Consider the following 19562-nt stretch of genomic DNA (forward strand, 5'->3'; position numbering starts at 1 on the left):
GGTGGTGCTCAGCCGCGCGCGCCGGCGATCGTGGCGACGTCGGCGACGAGCGCGCGGACGTCGTCCTCCGTCACGTCCCACGCGCACATGAAGCGGGACCCGCCGCCGATGAAGTCGTAGAAGCGCCAGCCGCGCGCGCGGAGCGCGTCGGCCGCCCCGGGCGGCAGGGCGGCGAACACCGCGTTCGCCTGGCGGGGGTGGAGGATCCGGACCGAGGGGATCGCGCGGAGCCCGGCCTCGAGGCGGGCGGCCTGCTCGTTCGCGCGGCGCGCGTGGCGGAGCCAGGCGCCGTCGCGGAGCATGCCGACCCACGGCGCCGCGAGGAACCGCATCTTCGAGGCGAGCTGGCCGGCCTGCTTGCAGCGGTAGTCGAACTCCGCCGCGAGCGCGCGATCGAAGAACACCACCGCCTCGCCGACCGCCATGCCGTTCTTCGTCCCCCCGAAGCAGAGCACGTCCACGCCCGCCTTCCAGGTGAGCTCCTTCGGCGCGACGCCCAGCGAGGCGACCGCGTTCGCGAAGCGCGCGCCGTCCATGTGGAAGCGCAGCCCCCGGGCCTTCGCGCGCGCCCCGATGGCGGCGAGCTCCTCCGGCCGGTAGACCGTCCCGAGCTCGGTCGCCTGCGTGACGGAGACCACGCGCGGCTTCGGGTAGTGGATGTCGCTGCGCTTCTCGACCATGTGGTCGATGCTGGCGGGGTCGATCCGTCCGTCCGCGCCGGGGAGGGTGAGCACCTTCGTGCCGTTCGAGAAGAACTCGGGCGCGCCGCACTCGTCGGTCTCGACGTGGGCGGCCTCGTGGCAGAGGATCGAGTGGTACGACTGGCAGAGCGACGCGAGCGCGAGCGAGTTGGCGGAGGTGCCGTTGAAGACGAAGAACACCTCGCAGTCGGTCTCGAACGTCTCGCGGACGAGGTCGGCCGCCCGCGCGGTGTAGCGATCGTCGCCGTACCCCGGCGCGTGGCCGACGTTCGCCTCGGCCATCGCCGCCCAGGCCTCCGGGCAGATGCCGGCGTAGTTGTCGCTCGCGAAGTGGCGCCGCTCGTGGGGGGGCGTGGTCATGGCGCGCGCATGGTAAGGCCGCGCGCCGGCCGCGCGCCAGGGGCCCGCGGCGCGCAGGGATCGCCATCGCTCACGTGATTCATCGCATCCGCGGGTTACTCACCGGGGCGGGGGTTGGCGGTTCGATTTCGAATCGCGACTTTTGCGCGCGCCGGGCCCGGGCACTCGTCGAGGTGCACCTGGAGATCGACGTCGTGACCAGGAGGCAGGTCAAAACGCCGTATGCGCTTCTCACGGATCGTTTACAAGCCCGCAGCCCCAAGTCGGAGGCTTGCGGCCGGGGTCTTCGTGAAGCGCCCTTGCATCGGATACCCTCAGTGTGGTCCACTCTGCGTCACATGGTGATGTGGAAGCGGAATCGTTCGTCCTGAGCTGAACTGTACGAACGCCGCGACTCTGCCTCGCGATTCACCTGCGGACCGTGTTGAGTGATCGACCTTGGGAGGGCGGTTCATTCACATCCATAGGCTCAGCGCCAGCGCTCGTGCGCGCCTCGCTCAGATCGTACTTCTAGCCTGCATGTCTGCCGCGGCACCTTCGCGCTCTGGCGCCTCGGCGCCCTTTTGTTACGCACAGGTATACGAGACGCGTACATGCAGAGCCGGACCCTGGTGCCTTCCCTACTTCCAGGAGTGCATGACCGTGCAGGACTTCTACTGCGCGGACGGAACACCGGCGAGCAATCCACTGTGCGCGGGAACACTTGAGAGCGGAGCTTGCGGCGCACGTTGTGACGACCCATCCCTCGCCCCGTATGACACCTCATCGGCTTGCACTGCGCGCGGCGGCCCAGAGGTCTGCAACGGCGTCGACGACAACTACGATGGATGTATCGACGAAAAGTGCATACGCGGCTCAGGAGCGTGCAAGTGCGAAGCTTCGTGTGACAAGCCTTCCTGCAATCCGAGCCAGGTCGCCGATTGCAGCGCGAAGAGCCAGAACGCCGAGATCTGTGGCGACGGTCTAGACAACAACTGCAACGGCTCCATCGACGAGCACTGCTCGGATGATTGCAAGGCGCAGTTCGCGGGAACAGTGACAACGCCGAGCGCTGGCTGCTGTAAGGCGAAGGCCGGAGCCGACCCCATCCTCATCGCATCAGGCGCCGCCATTACAGAGCCGTTTTCGGACTTCTCCGTCGAAGCTCTATCGAAGCTCTCCTTCTCGCGCACTTACAACAGCATCGACTACTCGTTGCTCGGGGGCCCAGCGGGGATCTTCGGGCGCGGATGGCGACACGATTGGGAGGCGACCCTTACGTGCGAGAACGACATGTGCACGGTCGCGCGTGGAATCGTCTCAGGGTTTCAGTTCAAGCACTCTGGCGACGTTCTCTCCCTCGACGGCGCCGAGACATGGACGCTCTACCTTCCGTACACCACCACAAACGAAAAGGGTGATCAGCACAACGTTCTAGTCCGACGCCCTGGCGGTGCGTGGATACTCTTCCTCACGGATGGGCGCGAGCTCGAGTTCCGCACAGTCTGCGACGCGTGCTCCTCCTCCGAGATGGACCTACGGCTTTGCGCGCAGCCTGAGATGGGTGGCATCGCCCGGCTCACGAAGGTCGCCGACCGTAGTGGGAGAACCGTCTCGGTCCAATACGATCGACCTGCCGGGCTATTCATCGGCCTCGAAGACCAGGTGGGTCACGTGCTCGAGCTGCGCAACTCGACGGCGTGCAGTACCGGGCTTGCTACAGAGCTCCGCTACGACGGTTCGGTCGTCGCAACGTACGTGTATCAGGGGTCAGATCTCAGCCGCTCCGTCGATGCGGATGGAAGCGTCTTGCGTGACTATGCATACGATCCGGATGGGCGCCTACTTGCGGTGCGGAACGAGGCGGGAGATGCCGTCGCTGAGTTCTCGTACGATGCCCTCGGACGCGCCATCGGAGTCGTGGATTCCGCTTCGAGCGTTGGCGTGAACTACGATGACCCCGCAGGAGTTGCGGTCACCGAGTACTTCCGTGGGCCCGACGGCGACACGTTTGCCACGAGCATACGCTCCCTGGATGTCGACGGCCGCGTGACGTCCGTGTCCGACGGGTGCGCGTGTGGACCCGCCCAGACGTTCGTCTGGAGCCAGGGACTGCTCGCGTGCTCGACCGATGCCCAGAGCCACGTCGACGTAAACGAATACGACGCAGTCGGGCGAACCACACGCACCGTCGCATACAAGGGGACGACATGCACGCCGCCATCTACTCTCCCCGCCGACTCGACTCAAGAACGACGGGGATACGGCATTGCGAAGCCGATTGCCCAGGCAGTCGCTCTCGATCTTGATATCCCCACAAGCGTTACGCGAAAAAGCGGTATCAATCTGCTCACATCCGCACAGCCATACACGCGTTCATTGGATTACGATCAGCTGCCCAAGTCCGACGATCCCCCTGGTTACGCTTGCACTGAAGTGGCTCTGCCAGCCGGCGGCGTCGTCTGCCGCGAGGTCGTCAGCGGATACATCTACATTGGGTCTCAGGGCGGCGTGCTGTTCGAGCGGCACGCTACGTACTATTCGTACGACCCGCACGGGCGGGTCGTCCGGACCTACGGCCCTGTCAATCTCGATCGACCTTCTGCAACCGATGTGACGCCCATCGAAGAACGCACTTACTGGGGAGACCAGGAATCGCTGGCGCGTCGAGGCCGCCTAAAGGAGATTAAGCGATACGCGGCAGCCACGACCCCGCCGCTCGTGACGAGTTACGACTACGACTCGTTCGGCGTATACCGCATTGCCGCTTCAGACGGCGGGATGACCACCATTATTCGCGACGCACGCGGTAGACCCCGCTTCGTGCTCTCCCCGGATGGCCAGCAACGCGAGACGCGCTACTACGACGGCTTGTCGCCCCGGTTGCAGGTCAATCCGAGCGGCTCCGCGGTGAGCCTCTCGTACGACGGGAAGGGACGAGTGACGGCCTCCGAGTGGTTCGACGGAGATCCCGAGGCGGCCGGCGCGGAAGTGCACCGCGGCCGGAGCGAGCACCACGCATACGATGCTGCCGGAAATCGGATCCATTCAGAGAGGCGAGACACGCAGGGCGCGGTAACGTGGGAGCGAGATGCCATCTTCGACGTGCAGCATCGCGTCGTCCGCGAGACGAATCCTGAGTATCCGTCACTAGCTCGCGTGTGGACCTACGACTCGTCCGGGTTTCTGTCGAGCACGAGCGATGAGGAGGGACGTGAGACGCTTTTCACGCCCGACGGCGTCAACCGTGTGACCTCGGTGCGGAAAACCGGATTGGATCCCTCAGGCCTGCTAACTTCGCTCGACGTCGCAGTCTACACGTACGCACAAAACTCCGGGACGCTTTCCTCGGTCAAGGACGGGGCGGGCGTAACCACGAAATACAAGGTCGACGACTTCGGTCGAGTCGCTTACGTAACAAAGCTCAACGAGCCTCTCGGGCCCGAACAGTTTATATTTGATGCACGTGGCAATATGCTGGAGCGGCGCAACGGCAACCAGATCGGGAAGAAGTTCACCTACGACGGGCTCGATCGTGTGCTCACCAGCTACGCGTGGAAGGGCTCGGAGTCCGTCACATATTCCTACCAGTACGACGCTCCGGGAGCGGAGGGCCGCCTCGCGAGCGTAACCGAGCCAGATCGCTCAATAGGTTTCACGTACGATGGCGGCGGCCGCATAGCTTCGGAGATGATTCTCGAGAAGGGCGTTTCGGCGCCGCTCGTTACTAGCTACTCATACGACGCGAACGGCGCTACCTCGGAGATCACGTACCCGTCAGGGCTTCGGATTCGCTACGATCGCGATCCGAGCACGGGCGACGTGGTGAGGGTTCTGAACCTTGGCGATGGCACCGTATACGCGAACAACATCGCACATTACCCCAATGGCCCTTCGTCCGACGCAGAGCTCGGAAATGCAACGGTTGTGCGGCAGACTCTCGATCGACGATACCAGCCGGCCGCCATCTCGAGCGGCCCTGTCGCGCTCGCGTACTCGATGAGCCCCGCTGGCGACGTCAACGGGATCGTCGACACATCGACGACGATGTCTGGTTTGCCGCGGAGCGACTCGGCCGCTTTCGCCTACGACTTTCTCGATCGGCTCTCTTCGTCGGCGGGATGGCTCTCTTACTCCTACGACGGCGCAGGCAACAGAACAGCCGAGTCGGTCGAGGGAACAGCGGCGTCCTTCACTTACGCCACGATGTCCCGCGTCAAGGAACGGGTGGTCGCCGGGGTGCGCCGTCACGCCTTCGCATACGACAACGCAAACACGCTGGCGGCAATCGCAGAGTATGACCCGTCCGGTTCGACCATTGTACGAGCGATTTGCCTGTACCACGACGCGGCGGGACGGCTTGTGCTCTATGGGAACAAGAGTCTGTACCTAACGCCCGGAGGAGGCGCTTGCAGCGGAGCGGGAGAAGTTACGAAGACGCTTGCACGCTTCAAATACGATTTTCGCGACCGGCGGATAGCACGCCAGGATGCGACAGGAACTTGGGTCTACGTGGTGTCGGATTCCAACGGCAATCCACTGTCCGAGCTCAAGTTCAACGGTGATCCACAGAACCCATGGCAAAAGGTTCGCGACTATGTGTGGCTAGACGGAAAGCCGCTTGTTCAAATCGAATACCCGGGCCCTGCCGGTTCGAGCGAGGGCTACGCGTACTACTTCCACGTGGACCACATCGGCCTTCCACGAGCGCTGACGAATTCTGCCGGCCAGATTGTATGGGAGGCGAAGGCCAGGCCCTACGGGGACGTCGCAGAGACCACAGCCCTAGATCCTCTTTCGGGCCGCACGGTGGTGCCGAACCTGCGGCTGCCGGGGCAGTACGACGAGCGGCTGCTCGGGAGCGTCGGGCTCCAGGGGCCGTACTACAACTGGAACAGGTGGTATCTGCCGGGGGTGGGGAGGTACCTCGAACTGGACCCAGTCGCCTTGGCGGGTGGGTTCAATGGGGGCTTTGGGCCTGAGTGGTATGGGTACGCGAATCAGAATCCGATGCGGTGGACGGATTCGACGGGGCTGTATGCAGAAGTGTGCTGTCGTGCAGTGAAGGGTCCTTTGGGGACCTTTGGCGCCAAGCACTGCTATCTGCGCACGGGAGGTCCGAGCGGAGACACCACCAGTTACTGGGCTGAGTGGGTCAACGACGATACACCACACGTCACTGGAGACCTCCAGCCAGATTGGCCAGCCGAATGCCATCCCATCGACCCGCCGAATGACCCGCCTACGTGCGGAGACAAGACGCCGTTCGACCGCTGTCTGGAACAGACGATGAAGGACTGCGAACAGCGTCGGTACAGCATGTGGACGTTCAACTGCTGCGATTGTGTCGACTACGCGGTAAAGATGTGCGGCGGAAGCTACTCGGGGCCATGGCCGAACAACCTCGGGTTTTCTCCCGGATATCAACGGCTACCCGGCTACGAACACTTGGGGAGCTGCCAATGCGGACCATGATTCGGCAGGTCATCTCGAAGGCCGCCAAGGTTGGTGTCCCACGCCTCCTCATCGGGGTCGTGGCCATAATCCTGTTCTCGCCTGCGGGTTCTGGAGTGCAAGGCTTCACGGCAAGGGCGGGCGCGCTCGGGCCGGTGCTCGCCATCGTTCTTGATATCGTTGTCCTCGCTATCGCCTGTTGGGCGTTCTCGTCGGCGTCTGTAGCGGCTCTTGCTGGGTGCGCTTCGATACTCCCCCTCCTGTTGTGGCTCGGTACTCCGGAGTCAGGCCCAGGAGCGCAACTAGTTGCCACCTACAAGTTCGTACTAGTTGCTCTCGTCGGTTGGCTCGGGTTCATGACACCGGGTAGTCGGCGCCTGCGATGGGCGGCTGCCCTCGTTCCGTCGGTGCTGGCATGCACGATGACGCTGCTGCTTTTCGTGCCGATGTAGAACGAGGGCCGCCGAGGCCATCGACGCCGTCTTGCGAGCGCATCCTGAATGAGTGCGGGGCAGTGGCGCCGGGGCGGCTGACCTGCCCCCGACTCTAGATGGCTAGTTTCGTGAGCCCGGTGATACTTGACCTCCCCCCAGATCCTGGACAGCAACTCACTTCAGGGACCTTCACTGAGGGCATGAGTCTCCTGACCTTGTTGGCGAACAGATCGAGTACCCGGGGCCGGCGGGCGGTACCGACGGCTACACGTATTACCCCCACGTGGACCACGTTGGCCTGCCGCGCGCGATGACCAACTCGAGCGGACAGCTCGTGTGGAACACGTACCCGAAGCCGTTTGGCGACATCTCGGAGAAGACGTCGGTTGATCCGATCTCCGGGCGGACAGTGGTGACGAACCTGCGGCTGCCGGGGCAGTACGACGAGCGGCTGCTCGGGAGCGTCGGGCTCCAGGGGCCGTATTACAACTGGAATAGGTGGTACCTGCCGGGGGTGGGGCGGTATCTAGAGTTGGATCCCGTTGCGCTCGATGGTTTGAGTAACGGTGAGTATGTTCCGGAGTGGTATACGTACGCGGGCGGCAATCCCTTGAGATACTTCGACTCCACTGGCCTGGACCGCTACCTTCCGTGCCAGAATCCAGACTGGGGCCCCATTCAGAAGAAGGTTTGCAGGAAGGTAGTCAACTGGGCGTGCAAGAAGGGGGTGATGGGGGCGCAGATATGCTGTGAGGCCGATAGAGAGACCTGTTACGAAAGCGCAGGGGACGACACGGCCAAGCAGGCAGCGTGTGACGTCACGGCGCCTATCTGCAAGAGCATGGGCGGCAAGGATGACCTCAAGCCGCCGGGCGGCGAAATGCCAAAGAGAAACTGCGAGGAGAACTGACGTGCGCCGATTCGCCGTCATATCGGGGTTGCTTGCTGTGTTTATCCTGGGCGTTGTAGTGGGCGCGGGGATCTTCTCCGTTCTTTCATCGCGTGCGAGCCGGCTGTTCGTCTCAATGACACGTTTTGGGTTCGAGTCGGAGCAGGCGGACCGCCTACGTGCCGCGCTTAGCGCCGGAAACCTCGACCGGGCTCTCGTTCACGCTTCGTGCGCATTGGAGGGCGGCTCGGGGCTGCTCGCGTTCGACCCCGACAAGTCAGTCTGGGGTCCATCATTCCCAGTGTTCGGAGCGTTCGTGACAGGCTCTACCCGATTCGGAGCCACTGATGAAAGGCAGTACTTGGCAAGAATGCACGCACGGCTCGGGGTGGTTCTCGAACGACGTGGCAATGAGAACGAGGCACGCATCGAGTACAAGAAGGCCGTTGAAATCAGCGGTGCGCACGATGAGGCATGGTGGAGGCGCGTCGCCCTCGGGAGCCTTGGCGAACAGGCGTCGTCGGGTCAGTGACCAATGTCGAACTTCCGGTGCTCCGCGACGCCATGGCCGATGCAGCATCAGAATCCGTAGGGTCGCGAACGACGCCGTGGAGCCGCGGTTGAGGGGGACGAGGGGACGACGGGTCCGAAGTCGGCTAGCTTCGCGTGGCGCGCCGGCCGTTCCGCTCGCGTCCACCGTAGGAAGCGTCCGTGAACGCGCCTCCTCTCGCTCGTCGCGGCGTCCCGCGCCGCCCGCCCGGCGCTTTCGGCCTCATGGGCTTGAGGTGAAGTAGAATCGTTGACCTGGTCAGGTCTGTCCGCAGTGCTGCGGTCTTTGCTGGGAATATTGGTGGCGCGGGAGCGGTGGTTCTGCTTCTTCGGCGGGTTTCGGTCGTCGGTGGGAGGCGGTAACCGGCCGGGAATGGTCGCGTTGACGTAGGTGCCCCGCGGCGACTTGTCAGCGCTCAGCGGTAGTGGCGGACGGGCGCGATCTGCGAGGCGAGCTTCTCGGGCGCGATCGCCGGGAGCCGGCACTGGCCGCGCTCGCAGACGTAGGCGGTCGGCCGGCCTCCGAGGGCCACCTTCTCCGCCGCGACCGGGGCGACGCGCCCGAGCCGATCGATCGCCGCGCCCTCGGCCGCCCCCGCGATCGCGCGGTTCGGGAGGAAGCTCCGCCTGAGCACGGACAGGAACGGCTCCGGCGCGCTCTCGCCCTCGGGCCAGACGAGCACCACCTCGCGCGCGACGTCGGTCGCGAAGTCGACGGCGAGGAGCAGCTCGGTGAAGGAAGCCGGATGCTCCTCGAGCGCGCGCGCGTAGTGGCGGAGCGCGCGCTCGGCGCGGACGCGCCAGCGGTCGTCGGTGGTGAACGCCGAGAGGCGGAGCGCGTTCACGAGCGCGACCGACGCGCCCGAGGGCTCGGCGCCGTCGTGGGTGGGCTTCTCGCGCGCGAGGAGCCGCTCGTGATCCGCCGCGGACCCGAACCAGGCGCCGCCCTCCGGATCGCCGAAGAGCGCCTCGAGCCGCTCCGACAGCGCGACCGCCGCCTCGAGCCAGCGCGGGTCGAAGGTCGCCTCGTAGAGATCGAGCAGCCCCTGCGCGAGGAAGGCGTGGTCGTCGAGGAAGGCCGGCACGCCGGCGGCCCCGTCGAGCCAGGCGCGGCGCAGCCGGCCGTCGACGACCATCCGCCCGAGCACGAACTCGGCCGCGCGGGCCGCGGCCGAGACGTACCGCTCCTCGCCGAGGACGCGCCCGCCGAAGGCGAGCGCCGAGACGGCGAGGCCGTTCCAGCCCGCGAGGATCTTCTCGTCGCGCAGCGGCCGCGGGCGCGCCTCGCGCGCCGCGTACAGCGCCGCGCGCTGCGGCGCGAGCGCCTCCCACGCGTCCTCGTCCGGCGCGGGCACGTGGAGGATGTTCCGGCCCTCGAAGTTCCCCTGCTCGGTCGCGCCGTGGAAGCGCATGAACCGCTCGGCGTCGGCGCCGAGGCGCTCGCGGAGCTCCGCCGCGCTCCAGACGAAGAAGCGTCCCTCCTCGCCCTCGGAGTCGGCGTCGGTGGCGGAGTAGAGCGCCCCCTCGGGCGAGGTCATCTCGCGCCCGAGGTAGTCGAGCGTCTGGCGCACGACGCGCGCGAAGTCTCGCCGCCCCGTGACCTGGAACGCCTCGGCGTAGGCGACCGCGAGGAGCGCGTTGTCGTACAGCATCTTCTCGAAGTGGGGGACGAGCCAGGCGGTGTCGGTGGAGTAGCGGTGGAACCCGCCGCCCACCTGATCGTGCAGGCCGCCGGCGGCCATCTTCTCCAGCGTGAGGGTCGCCATCCGGAGCGCCTCCGGATCGCGCGCCCGGCGGTGGTAGCGGAGGAGGAACCGTACCGGCAGGCTCGACGGGAACTTCGGCGCGCGGCGCAGCCCGCCGTTCGCCGGGTCGAACGCCTCGCGGAACCCGCGGAACGCCGCCTCGAGCACCTCCGGCCCCGGCGCGTCGGGCGCGGGCGCGCCGTGCGGCGCGAGCGCCGCGCGGACCGCGTCCACGAGCGAGCTCGTGGCGGCCTTCACGCGCCCGGCGTCCCGCGCGTACAGCTCGGCGATCTCGCCCAGGAGGGAGAGGAACCCGCGGCCCGCGCCGCGATCGCCGTCGCGGGCCGGGAAGTACGTCCCGCCGAAGAACGGCTCCCGCTCCGGCGTGAGCCACACGCTCATCGGCCACCCGCCGCTGCCGGTGAGGAGCTGCACCGCGGTCATGTACAGCCCGTCCACGTCGGGCCGCTCCTCGCGGTCCACCTTGATCGGCACGTACCGCTCGTTGAGGACGCGCGCGATCTCCTCGTCCTCGAACGACTCACCCTCCATCACGTGGCACCAGTGACAGGTCGAGTAGCCGACGGAGAGGAACACCGGGCGGCCGGTGCGACGGGCGTCCTCGAAGGCCTCCTCGCCCCACGGCCGCCAGCTCACCGGGTTGTGGGCGTGCTGGAGGAGGTAGGGGCTCTTCTCGAGGATGAGACGGTTCGTGAACCGAGGCCGCCCCTGCGCGTCGAGGTGATGGGTGCGGGGGACGTAGCCGTCGCCCTTCGCGCGCACCGCGTCGCTGAGCCGGCGCGCGAGCGCCTCGGAGAACGGGTCCGCTCCGGGCAGTCTCTCCATCATGGACCGGTGCTTAACGGGGGGCGGGCGCCCGCTCACGGTCACCCGTCAGGGACCCTCAGAAGAGGTCTTCGAGGGCCTTGGCGATGCGCGCCTCGATCTCCGCGCGCATGCGCCGGGCCGCCTGCACGGTCTCCTCGATGGCGGCTTGCAGGTCACCCGTCGGCCCACCCGGGATGACGCGCAGCGCCTCCCGGGGGAGCCCGCCTCCTGCAGGCGCATCGCCTTCTCGTCGCCCGCCCGGCAGGAGGACGAGCTGCACGCGCGGGACGTCCGTCACGTCCATGAGGAGAAGCTACGGCGCGGAACGAGCGCGGGAAGGGGGCCCCGCCGGAGCTTCGCGGCCGCGGGCGCCGCGCACGCCGGCGCTCGTCCGGCAGGGGCGGATCAGCCCTTGATGACGCCCATCGGCTCGAGCCGGGCGACGAGGCGGGAGATCCCCGCGCCGTCCATCACCGCGACGACCTGCGCCACGTCCTTGTAGGCCTCGCTCATCTCCTCGGCGAGCGTCTTCTTCCCGCGCGCGATGACCTCGATGCCGCGGGCCGCGAGCTCTCGCGCGATGGAGCGCCCGCGCCCGCGCCGGAGCGCCTCTCCGCGCGAGAGGAGCCGGCCCGCGCCGTGGCAGGAGCTGCCGAAGGTGTCGGTCATCGCCCGCGCGGTGCCGGCGAGGACGTACGAGTAGCGGCCCATGTCGCCGGGGATGAGCACCGGCTGGCCGGCGGCGCGGTAGGGCGCGGGCACGCGGGGATCGCCGGGGCCGAAGCAGCGCGTCGCGCCCTTGCGGTGCACGAGGACGCGCCGGGCTGCCCCGTCCACCTCGTGCTCCTCGAGCTTCGCGACGTTGTGGCAGACGTCGTAGAGGACGCGCGCGCCGAGGTCGCGCTCCGAGATCCGGAGGGCGTGGAGGAGCGCGCGGACGGCGAGGCCGGTCATGACCTGCCGGTTCGCCCAGGCGAAGTTCGCGGCGGCCTGCATCGCGCCGAGGTAGCGCTGGCCGAGCGCGCTCGCGATGGGCGCGGCGGCGAGCTGCGGGTCGGGGAGGTGGGCGTAGTCGTCCCCGAACTCGCCGCCCCGCGCGGCGATCTCGGCGATGAACTCGTCGCACACCTGGTAGCCGAGGCCTCGCGAGCCGGAGTGGATCTGGAGCGCCACGCGGCCCGGGACGAGCCCGAACGCCTCCGCGACCGCGGGGTCGTAGACCTCCGCGATCCGATCCAGCTCGAGGAAGTGGTTCCCGCTGCCGAGCGTGCCGAGCTGATCGGCGCCGCGCGCCCGCGCCCGCGCGCTGACCTCGGACGGATCGGCGCCGGAGAGCCGCCCGCCCTCCTCGCAGCGCTCGGCGTCGTCGCTCGCCGCCGCGAACCCGCGCCGCACCGCCCAGCGCGCCCCGCTCGCGAGCACCTCGTCGAGCTCGTCGTCCGAGAGCCGCGGGATGGCCCGGCTCGCGCCCACGCCGGTGGGGATGTCGCGGTAGAGCTGAGCGGTGATCGCGTGCAGCCGAGCGCGGACGTCCTCCTCCTCGAGTGAGGTCGTGAGGACCCGCACGCCGCAGTTGATGTCGTAGCCCACGCCGCCCGGCGACACGGCGCCGTGCTCGGCGTCCATCGCCGCCACGCCGCCGATGGGGAAGCCGTACCCCCAGTGGATGTCCGGCATCGCCAGCGAGAAGCGCAGGATGCCGGGCAGGTGCGCCACGTTCGCGACCTGCTGGAGCGCGGGGTCGTCGGGCGCCGGCGGCCCGGCGCTGTAAACCCGGCCCGGCACCCGCATCCGCCCCTCGCGCGGGATCTCCCACAGGTCGCCCTCGATGCGCCGGAGCTTCATTCGGCCTTCCTCGGAACCACGCCCGACCCCGACCCCGCGCAGCCCCCGTCAAACATCAAACACCGCCTGCGCCACCCAGCCGCCGTCCTCGCGCTCGAGCCGCGCGACGTGCCAGGTGACCGCTTTCACATCCGCCCCCTCCGCGTGCCGCACGGGGTCTCGCCGGCCGAAGGCGACGATCGCCTCCGCCCCCGCCGCGTCCACCCGCAGCACCTCGCAGGCGGCGGGGACGAGCCCCTCGGTCGCGAGCCGGTACAGGAGCTCGCGCAGGAGCGCCACCGCGCTGCCCGCGTGCCCGGGTCCGCCCTGCACCGCGACGCGCTCCTCGCGCTCCGCCGCCACCCCCGCGCCGCCCGACGCGAGCGTCGCGAACGCGAGGACGAGCCGCGCGAGCGCCTCCTCCGCGGTGGCGCCGCGCACGCGCACGCCGACGTCGGCGGTGTGGCCGAGGTCCTCGAACGGCTGCGGCAGCGCGAGACGCATCGCGCGGGCGAGCTTAGCCCGGGGGCCGGCGCCGCGCCCGCCCTCGCGGGTCAGCCGGCCTCGACGGTCGCCCGCTCGGCGAGCGGCACGATCTCGCGCGCGGAGACGCGGAGGAAGCGGACGTAGAGCCCCACCGCGACGGCGGTGAGGCCGAGGACGAACCCCCACCACAGCCCGGTCACGCCGAGACCCAGCGTGAACCCGAGCAGCACGGTCGCGGGGAAGCCGAGCGCCCAGTGGCCGACCATGTTCGCGGCGAACGTGAAGCGCGTCTCGCCCGCGCCCCGCAGCACGCCGGAGCCGACGCCCTGGATACCGTCGGAGAGCTGGAACAGGGCCGCGACGCGCAGGAGCGGCACGGCGGCCTCCACCAGCGCGGGGTCGTCGGTCATCGCCCGCGCGATGGCGGCGGGGAAGAGGAAGAAGACGAGCCCGGAGAGCGACATGAACGCCGCCCCCGAGCCGAACGCGGCGAGGCCGGCGCGGCGCGCGGCCGCCCGGTCGCGGCGGCCGACCGCCCAGCCCACGCGGACCGAGCCGGCGTTGCCGAAGCCGATGGCGACGGTGAACGTGAGGCTCGCGATGGAGATGGCGAGCTGGTGCGCCGCGAGCGGGAGGGCGCCGAAGCGGCCGGCGAGGAAGCCGACGAGCGCGAAGATCCCGACCTCCGCGCCCATGTGCAGGCCGATGGGGAGCCCGACGGCGAGAGCGGCGCGGAGCGCGGGCCGGTCCGGGGCGCGCGCGAGGCGTCCCTGCGGCCGCGGCACGCCGCGCACCGCGAGCGCGAGCAGCGCGGCCTGCGCGACGGCGCAGAGGCTCGTCGCGATCGCGGCGCCCGCGGCGCCGAGCGGTGGGATCGCGCGGAGCGGTCCGGCGAAGGCGGGGAGCCCGGCGCCGCCGAACACGAGGAGCACGTCGGCGGGGACGTTGAGGAGGTTCGCGATCACGGTCGCGACCACCATGGGCCGGACGATGCCGTGCGCCTGGAGGTACGCGCGGCCCGAGAAGTAGAGGAGGAAGAACGGCAGCCCCGGGAGCCGCCACACGAGGTAGCGCCCCCCCTCCCGCGCGACGTCCGCACCGATCCCGAGCGGCTCGAGCGCCGCGGGCGCGAGCAGGAAGGGGAGGGCGAGCGCCGCGGAGAGGGCGAGGGCGAGCCAGGTCCCCTGCCAGAGGAGGCGTCGCGCGCGGGCAGCGTCCCCCGCCCCGAGCGCCTGCGCGATGAGCGGGTCGAGGCCCTGCATCACCCCCATGCCGAACACGGCGAGCGCCATGAAGAGCACGTTGCCGAGGCCAACGCCGGCGAGGGGCAGGGGGCCGGCGCGCCCGACCACCGCCGTGTCGACGACGCCCATGAGCGCCTGGCCGCCCTGGGCGATCGCGAGCGGGAGGGCGAGCCGGACGAGCGCGGAGACCTCCGCGCGGAGCGGGTGAGCGTGGGCCATCGGGGCGGGGGAACATACCCGCAACCGACCGGGGGCGCAGCCGGTCGGCGCACCCCGCCGCACCCCGGATCCGTGCCGCAGAGCCCGCCTCGGCGGCAGGGCGCCTGCACGCCTCGCGGGCGCCCAGAAACGTACCCATGGTCCGTGTGCCGACACCGGACCGGCGGCGTTCACAGCTTGAATCAGCAGAGATCCCGGAGACCTGGGCTCCATCGCGGCCTAGCCTCTCGACGGCCGGGGGCCCGCCATGGTTACCTCCCGCCGCCCTCGCTGGACCCTCGATGTCCGAAACCCGCTCACCGCGCGCCGGTCCCGAACCCTCCCGCAGCGCCACCCCGGCCCCGGCCGAGGCGGCCGTCGTCGCGACGCTCGCGCCCGCGTACGGCCATCGCGCGCCCGCGAGGGGCGCTGCGCTCGCGAAGCTCGCGCTCGGCGCCCTCGGCGTCGTCTACGGCGACATCGGGACGAGCCCGCTCTACTCGCTGAAGGAGTGCTTCACCGGGCACCACGGCGTCCCCGCCACCCCCGCGAACGTGCTCGGCGTCCTCTCGCTCGTGTTCTGGGCGATGACGTTCGTCGTCACGTTCAAGTACCTGTCCTTCGTGATGCGCGCGGACAACCGCGGCGAGGGCGGGATCCTCGCCCTGCTCGCGCTGGTCGGCAGGCACGAGGCCCGCCGGCGCGGGAGGCAGCTCCTCCTCATCCTCGGGCTCTTCGGCGCGGCGCTCCTCTACGGCGACGGCGTCATCACGCCGGCCATCTCCGTCCTCGGCGCGGTCGAGGGGCTCACGGTCGCCGCGCCGGCGCTCGCGCACTGGGTCGTGCCCGTCACCGTCGGCATCCTGGCCCTGCTGTTCTTCATCCAGCGGCGCGGCACCGCCGTGGTCGGCGCGGTGTTCGGCCCGGTGATGCTCGTGTGGTTCGTCTGCATCGCGATCCTCGGCGTGCGCGGGATCCTGTTCGACGCCTCGATCCTGCAGGCCGTGCTGCCGACGCACGCGATCGCGTTCTTCGCCCGGAACGCCTGGCGCGGATTCCTCGTCCTCGGCGGCGTGGTCCTCGTCATCACCGGCGGCGAGGCGCTCTACGCGGACATGGGCCACTTCGGGAGGCGCCCGATCCGCGTCGCCTGGCTCCTCGTGGCGATGCCGGCCCTGCTCCTCAACTACATGGGGCAGGGGGCGATCCTCCTCCACGATCCGGAGGCGGCGCGGAACCCGTTCTTCCTGCTCGTGCCCGAGTGGGCGCTCTACCCGATGATCGCGATCGCCACCGCGGCCGCGATCGTCGCGTCCCAGGCCCTCATCTCCGGCGCGTTCTCGCTGACCCGCCAGGCGGTGCAGCTCGGCTACTCGCCGCGGGTGACCATCCGGCACACCTCCTCGACCGAGATCGGGCAGATCTACGTGCCGGAGGTGAACGCGCTCCTCGGCGTCGCGACCATCGCCCTCGTGCTCGGGTTCAAGACCTCCTCGAACCTGGCGGCCGCGTACGGCATCGCCGTGACGGGCACGATGGCGATCACGACCTTGCTCTTCCACCGGGTCGCCCGCGATCTGTGGCGCTGGCCGCGCTGGCGCGCCTGGCCACTCACCCTCCTGTTCCTGCTCGTGGACGTGGCCTTCTTCGGGGCGAACCTCATCAAGGTGGAGGAGGGCGGGTGGTTCCCGCTCGCCGCCGCCGCGTTCGTGTTCACGCTCCTCTCGACCTGGAAGCGCGGCCGCGAGGCGCTCGCGGAGATGATGCGCGGCGCGGGCCTGCCGCTCGAGGTGTTCCTCGAGGACATCGCGCGGCGCAAGCCCCAGCGCGTCCCCGGGACCGCGGTGTTCATGACCGGGAACACCGGCAGCGTCCCGCCCGTGCTCCTGCACCACCTGAAGCACAACAAGGTCCTGCACGAGCGCGTCGTGCTCGCCTCCCTCGTGACGGAGGAGATCCCGTCGGTCCCCGACGCCGAGCGGGTCAGCGTGAAGGAGCTCGGCTCGGGCTTCTTCCAGGTCGTCGCCCGCTACGGCTTCATGGAGACGCCGGACGTGCCGGCGATGTTCGCGTCGCTGCCCCGGCGCAAGCTCGACGGGCCGAAGATCGAGCTGAAGCCGATGGAGACGACCTACTACCTCGGCCGCGAGACGCTCCTGCCGACGGGCCCCTCCAAGATGTCGCGCTGGCGCAAGCGGCTCTTCATCATCATGGCGCGCAACGCCCAGACCGCGACCGCGTTCTTCGGGCTGCCCCCGAACCGCGTGGTCGAGATGGGCGCGCAGATCCAGCTCTGACAAGCCGGGCCCGGGCGGCGCCTGGCCCGTCACCGCTCACGCCCGGCCACGCGGCGGGCGCCGCGAGGCCGCCGCCACCGACGATGCGCTGGCCCGACGCTCTCCGCTCCCTTCGCAAGCGCGACCTCCGGCTCTTCTTCGCCGGGCAGGGCGTCTCGCTCGCCGGCACCTGGATGCAGAGCGTCGCGCAGTCTTGGCTCGTCTGGCGGCTCACGCGCTCCTCCGAGCTCCTCGGCGTCGTGAACTTCCTCGGCCAGGTGCCCGTGTTCCTGTTCGGCATCTGGGCGGGGTCGATCGCCGATCGCCACCCGCGCCGGCGCATCGTCCTCGCCACGCAGACGAACGCGATCGTCCAGGCGGTGCTGCTCGCCGTGCTCACCCTCACCGGCGCCGTGCGTCCCTGGCACGTCATCGTGCTCGCCGGGATGCTCGGGCTCACCTACGCCTTCGAGATCCCCGCGCGCCAGGCGCTCCTCGCCGACATCGCCGGGCGCGACGCGCCGAACGCCATCGCGCTCAACTCGTCGATCGTGAACTCCGCGCGCATCGTCGGCCCGGCGCTCGCCGGCGGCCTCGTCGCCGCGGTGGGGGAGGGCTGGTGCTTCGCGCTCAACGCGCTCTCGTTCGCCGGCACCTACTACGCGCTCGTGCAGATGCGCCCGCCGGCGCAGCCGAAGATCGAGGGGAGCCGGCGCGCCCACCTGCTCGAGGGGCTCGCCTACGCGGGGAGGACCGCGCACGTGCGGGCGCTGCTCGCGCTCCTCGCCGTCTCGAGCTTCTTCGCCATGCCCTACCAGGCGCTCCTGCCGGTGGTCTCGGCGGAGGTGCTCCACGGCGGGGCGGGGCTGTACGGGATCCTGCTCGGCAGCGCGGGCGCCGGCGCGCTCGCGGGCGCGATCGGCCTCCTCCTGCGCAAGGGGCTCGCCGGGCTCGGGCGCCGCGTGGCGCTCGGCACGACGCTCCTCGGCTCGGGCCTCCTCGGCCTCTCCCTCTCCCGCCACCCGGTCGTCGCGGGCGCCGCGCTCGTCGTGGCCGGCTTCGGGTTCATCACCCAGATGGCCGGGACGATGACGCTCCTGCAGGGGCTCGCGCCGGCGGAGATGCGAGGGCGCGTGATGGGGCTCTTCTCCACGCTGTTCGTGGGCGTGACGCCCTTCGGCGCCCTCGCCGCCGGCTTCGCCGCGAGCCGCTTCGGCGCGCCGCGCACGATCGCGGCGGGAGCGGCCGTGGTGGTCGCCGCGAGCGCCGTGTTCCACCTCGCCCTGCCGCGCCTGCGCCGGACGGTGCTCGCGCAGCACCCGACGCTGTTCCCGCCGACTTCGCAGTGAGTGCGACCTCGACCTCGACCTCGACCTCGCTCGACCCCGACCCTTGCGCCCCATCCCCACCGCTTCGACCGCCCCCGCCCCGCCGCCCCAGGGCTGGCTCGCCTTCTCCGTCGTCGCGGTCGGGACCGTCATGGCGACGCTCGACGGGAACATCGTGAACGTCGCGCTGCCGACGCTCGGGCGGGAGCTCGAAGCCGCGGTCGGGCCGCTGCAGTGGGTCGTGAACGCGTACCTGCTCGCGATCACCGCGACGCTCGTCCCGCTCGGCCGGCTCGGCGATCGGCTCGGGCACCGCGCGGTCTACACGGGCGGGCTCCTCGTCTTCACTGCGGGGTCGGCGCTCTGCGGGCTCGCCGGCGGGCTCGGCGCGCTCGTCCTCGCGCGCGGGGTCCAGGCGCTCGGCGCGAGCGCGATGATGGCGATCGGACCGGCGATCGTCACCGCTGCGTTCCCGCCGCGCATGCGCGGGCGCGCGCTCGGGACGGTCGGCACCGTGGTCGCGCTCGGCCTCACCGCGGGGCCGCCGCTCGGCGGGCTCATCCTCACGCACCTCTCGTGGCGCTGGATCTTCTACGTGAACCTGCCGATCGGGATCGCGGGGGCCGCCTGGGCGCTGCGCGTCCTCGCGCGCGGCGGCGGGGCCGCGGGCGGGCCGCTGCTCGACGCGCGGCTGTTTCGCATCCCGGCCTTCTCCTGGGGCCTCGTCGCGGGCCTGCTCTCCTACGCCGCGATGTTCTCGCAGACCTTCCTCACGCCCTTCTTCCTCGCGCGCGTCCTCGGGCTCGCCCCGGGTTCGCTCGGGCTCGTCCTCGCCGCGGTGCCCGTCGCGCTCTCGGTGGCGTCGCCGCTCGCCGGCGGGATCGCGGATCGCTTCGGCGCGCGGTGGCTCCCCGCCGCGGGGATGCTGCTCCTCGCGGCGGGCCTCGTCGCGCTGTCGTTCGCCGGCGCGGAGGGCGGCGCCGCCTCGGTGGCGGCCCGCCTCGCCCTGTGCGGCGCAGGGATGGGGCTCTTCCAGGCGCCCAACAACGCGCTCGTCATGGGCGCGCTCCCGCGCGAGCGGCTCGGCTCGGGCGGCGGGCTCCTCGCGACGGCGCGCAGCGCCGGGATGGCGGCCGGGGTGGGCCTCGCGGGCGCGCTCTTCGCGCTGCGCGCCGGACCGGCCGCGGGCGGCGAGGCGTTCCTCCAGGGCTACGCGCTCGCGCTCCGCGCCGGCGCGGCGGTCGCCGTGCTCGCCGCCGCGGCGTCG

General features: G+C 70.1%; 12 protein-coding genes. 6 read left to right on the plus strand and 6 right to left on the minus strand.

Annotation, left to right across the window (positions count from 1 at the left end; all coding sequences use genetic code 11):
* Positions 1 to 8 precede the first annotated feature (8 nt).
* Entirely contained in the window at positions 9 to 1061 is a 1053-nt protein-coding gene (locus tag MNY62_RS01625; protein WP_242342344.1) for a threonine aldolase family protein, read from the minus strand.
* 636 nt (positions 1062 to 1697) lie between these two features.
* Here MNY62_RS01625 and MNY62_RS01630 point away from each other — a divergent pair.
* The 3 genes from MNY62_RS01630 to MNY62_RS01640 all read left to right on the plus strand — a co-directional run bounded on the left by MNY62_RS01630 (position 1698) and on the right by MNY62_RS01640 (position 8349).
* Complete coding sequence (locus MNY62_RS01630) at positions 1698 to 6515, plus strand: RHS domain-containing protein (RefSeq protein WP_242342345.1); 4818 nt, start codon at positions 1698 to 1700, stop codon at positions 6513 to 6515.
* A gap of 696 nt (positions 6516 to 7211) precedes the next feature.
* Complete coding sequence (locus MNY62_RS01635; RefSeq protein WP_242342346.1) at positions 7212 to 7838, plus strand: RHS repeat domain-containing protein; 627 nt, start codon at positions 7212 to 7214, stop codon at positions 7836 to 7838.
* A gap of 1 nt (position 7839) precedes the next feature.
* Positions 7840 to 8349 carry a hypothetical protein gene (locus tag MNY62_RS01640; protein ID WP_242342347.1) on the plus strand — a complete coding sequence of 170 codons (510 nt, stop codon included), beginning with the start codon at positions 7840 to 7842 and terminating at the stop codon, positions 8347 to 8349.
* Positions 8350 to 8782: 433 nt separating this feature from the next.
* On the opposite strand, the gene MNY62_RS01645 is transcribed toward MNY62_RS01640, so the two are convergent.
* The 5 genes from MNY62_RS01645 to MNY62_RS01665 all read right to left on the minus strand — a co-directional run bounded on the left by MNY62_RS01645 (position 8783) and on the right by MNY62_RS01665 (position 14712).
* Entirely contained in the window at positions 8783 to 10960 is a 2178-nt protein-coding gene (locus tag MNY62_RS01645; RefSeq protein WP_242342348.1) for a thioredoxin domain-containing protein, read from the minus strand.
* A 55-nt stretch (positions 10961 to 11015) separates the two neighbouring features.
* Positions 11016 to 11243 (minus strand): hypothetical protein, encoded by a 228-nt coding sequence (locus MNY62_RS01650; protein WP_242342349.1) that lies wholly within the window; start codon positions 11241 to 11243, stop codon positions 11016 to 11018.
* 101 nt (positions 11244 to 11344) lie between these two features.
* A complete protein-coding gene (locus MNY62_RS01655; RefSeq protein ID WP_242342350.1) occupies positions 11345 to 12784 on the minus strand; it encodes an RtcB family protein in 1440 nt (479 codons plus the stop codon).
* 48 nt (positions 12785 to 12832) lie between these two features.
* Positions 12833 to 13267, minus strand: coding sequence for an archease (locus tag MNY62_RS01660; RefSeq protein WP_242342351.1), 435 nt, complete (start codon positions 13265 to 13267; stop codon positions 12833 to 12835).
* Positions 13268 to 13317: 50 nt separating this feature from the next.
* Positions 13318 to 14712 (minus strand): MATE family efflux transporter, encoded by a 1395-nt coding sequence (locus MNY62_RS01665; RefSeq protein ID WP_242342352.1) that lies wholly within the window; start codon positions 14710 to 14712, stop codon positions 13318 to 13320.
* Between the two features lie 281 nt (positions 14713 to 14993).
* Between MNY62_RS01665 and MNY62_RS01670 the strand changes: the two genes are divergently transcribed.
* The 3 genes from MNY62_RS01670 to MNY62_RS01680 all read left to right on the plus strand — a co-directional run.
* Positions 14994 to 16988 carry a potassium transporter Kup gene (locus MNY62_RS01670; RefSeq protein WP_242342353.1) on the plus strand — a complete coding sequence of 665 codons (1995 nt, stop codon included), beginning with the start codon at positions 14994 to 14996 and terminating at the stop codon, positions 16986 to 16988.
* Between the two features lie 83 nt (positions 16989 to 17071).
* The gene (locus MNY62_RS01675) at positions 17072 to 18316 is read left to right on the plus strand and encodes an MFS transporter (protein WP_242342354.1); all 1245 of its coding nucleotides are present in this window, start codon (positions 17072 to 17074) and stop codon (positions 18314 to 18316) included.
* A gap of 43 nt (positions 18317 to 18359) precedes the next feature.
* Positions 18360 to 19562 (plus strand): MFS transporter (locus MNY62_RS01680; RefSeq protein WP_242342355.1); only part of this gene is annotated, 1203 nt, incomplete at its 3' end.

The sequence above is a fragment of the Anaeromyxobacter terrae genome, assembly GCF_022690685.1.
In the GTDB taxonomy this organism is placed as follows: domain Bacteria; phylum Myxococcota; class Myxococcia; order Myxococcales; family Anaeromyxobacteraceae; genus Anaeromyxobacter; species Anaeromyxobacter terrae.

Coding starts and splice junctions, on each gene's coding strand:
- MNY62_RS01625 (WP_242342344.1), bottom strand. CDS start 1,061: ATGACCACGCCCCCCCACGAGCGGCGCCACTTCGCGAGCGACAACTAC.
- MNY62_RS01665 (WP_242342352.1), bottom strand. CDS start 14,712: ATGGCCCACGCTCACCCGCTCCGCGCGGAGGTCTCCGCGCTCGTCCGG.
- MNY62_RS01655 (WP_242342350.1), bottom strand. CDS start 12,784: ATGAAGCTCCGGCGCATCGAGGGCGACCTGTGGGAGATCCCGCGCGAG.
- MNY62_RS01670 (WP_242342353.1), top strand. CDS start 14,994: ATGTCCGAAACCCGCTCACCGCGCGCCGGTCCCGAACCCTCCCGCAGC.
- MNY62_RS01675 (WP_242342354.1), top strand. CDS start 17,072: ATGCGCTGGCCCGACGCTCTCCGCTCCCTTCGCAAGCGCGACCTCCGG.
- MNY62_RS01630 (WP_242342345.1), top strand. CDS start 1,698: ATGACCGTGCAGGACTTCTACTGCGCGGACGGAACACCGGCGAGCAAT.
- MNY62_RS01660 (WP_242342351.1), bottom strand. CDS start 13,267: ATGCGTCTCGCGCTGCCGCAGCCGTTCGAGGACCTCGGCCACACCGCC.
- MNY62_RS01650 (WP_242342349.1), bottom strand. CDS start 11,243: ATGGACGTGACGGACGTCCCGCGCGTGCAGCTCGTCCTCCTGCCGGGC.
- MNY62_RS01645 (WP_242342348.1), bottom strand. CDS start 10,960: ATGATGGAGAGACTGCCCGGAGCGGACCCGTTCTCCGAGGCGCTCGCG.